Genomic DNA, 1625 nt, shown 5'->3' with positions numbered 1-1625 from the left:
CAGCCGATCCTCGATGAGGTCGCGGCTCAGTGCCGCGAATTGGTCCGGCTGACGGTCGTCAGCGAGGGAAAACTCGCATGGCTGGCGTCCTCCCAAGGGGCGGCACCGGGTCTCATGTATTCGCCGTCCATGGATAGCCCTATTACCTTGCATGCAACGGCGAACGGGAAGGTGTGGCTTGCGTCCATGTCAAACGACCAGGCGGTCGAATGTGCATTGCGGGGTGGACTCGGAAAAGCTGCCGCCAGCGCAGGCGGGCCCAAGGCAATCACCAGCGTCGAGCAGTTGATTCCCGAGTTGGAAGTGACCAGGCAGCGCGGCTATGGGCTTGTCGTAGAAGAAGCCGAACCGGGCGTTGCTGCTTTGGCGGTGCCTGTGAGGTCGCTGACCGACGGTGCGGTGGTCGGCACGATGAGCATTGCTGGACCGGTAATGCGAGTTCAGCCAGAGCGTTACGACGACTTCTACGCGTTGTTAAAAGAAGCGGCTTCGAAGCTAGGTGCGGTATGGCCGCGTCAAAGCGTCGGTGCCAACGTAAGCGAGGCGGCATGAACGCGCCAGCAGCAACACAGGCCGCCGAGGCTATCGCCGGTCCGCGTGAACAGGCTGCACGCATTCTTGTGACAGCGCGCCGAAAGGGCGAACTCGTCGAGCGGCTGCCTGCCGAACTGCTGCCTGCAAGTCTGGACGACGGTTTCGCAATCCAGCAGGAGGTCAGCCATCAGCTAGGTGGGCGCATCGTCGCATGGAAATGCGCGCTTCCGCAGCAAGGCAAAGTCATCGCCGCGCCGATCTATGACGCTGATATCCATCGAGGCGGTGTATGTCGCATGAGCGGGCCTTCGCGTGCCTTTGTGAGGGCTGAGCCCGAACTGGCCCTTCTGCTGAACCGCGACCTTCCCCCACGGTGCGACGCCTATAGCGAAGCTGAAGTGCTCGCCGCTCTCGGGCACACGCACCTCGCGCTCGAATTGCTAGGCAGTCGTTATTCGCATCCCGAAACACTGACTTTCCCTGAACTACTGGCAGACGGCCTGTTCAATGCCGGCCTTGTCATTGGACCCCGCGTTAATCCGTTCGAGGGCGCGACGCCGGCCGATCTCCCCGTCGAATTGGACATCAGTCTGGCCAGCGTTGGGGAAGAAGCAGTCACGTTCGCGGGACGCCATCCTGATCGCGGCGTGCTTGCGCCGATCGTGTGGCTCGCCAATTTCCTTCGCAGCCGCGGCTTGGGACTGCATGCCGGCCAGGCTGTGATCACCGGCTCTTACGCGGGTGTGCTGGACTTGCCAATCGGTCGCGAGTTGCGTATCGGCTTCGGCAACCTCGGCACATTGCCGATCACTTTTTCGTCTTGATAGGAGTATTACATGCGTCTCGTCCGTTTCGGCCAGCCTGGCCAGGAGCACCCCGGTATCATCGATTCGAGCGGCGCGATCCGCGACCTTACCGGCATCGTGAGCGACATTGACGGAACGACCGTCTCGCCAGTCGCGCTTGCAAAGCTAAGCGAACTGGATCTGGATCGTCTACCGGTCGTAAAAGCAGGCACGCGTCTCGGCGCCTGCGTCGGCAATGTCCGTAATCTCGTGTGCATTGGTCTGAACTACTCCGATCATGCTGCT

General features: G+C 61.4%; 2 protein-coding genes and 1 pseudogene. All 3 read left to right on the top strand.

Going from position 1 to position 1625, the window contains the following annotated elements; translation table 11 throughout:
- On the top strand, positions 1-552 hold a 552-nt coding region (locus FVF58_RS50945), incomplete at its 5' end, for an IclR family transcriptional regulator (RefSeq protein ID WP_149676979.1).
- Positions 549-1358 carry a 2-keto-4-pentenoate hydratase gene (locus FVF58_RS50940; RefSeq protein WP_149676978.1) on the top strand — a complete coding sequence of 270 codons (810 nt, stop codon included), beginning with the start codon at positions 549-551 and terminating at the stop codon, positions 1356-1358. The genes FVF58_RS50945 and FVF58_RS50940, both read left to right, overlap by 4 nt.
- A gap of 12 nt (positions 1359-1370) precedes the next feature.
- Positions 1371-1625 (top strand): annotated as a pseudogene (locus tag FVF58_RS50935) (fumarylacetoacetate hydrolase family protein); the annotation flags it as partial.

Source organism: Paraburkholderia panacisoli, from assembly GCF_008369935.1.
GTDB classification, from domain to species: Bacteria; Pseudomonadota; Gammaproteobacteria; order Burkholderiales; family Burkholderiaceae; genus Paraburkholderia; species Paraburkholderia panacisoli.
The sequence above is the reverse complement of the archived record's forward strand: the minus strand, read 5'-3'. Positions and strand labels throughout refer to the sequence as shown.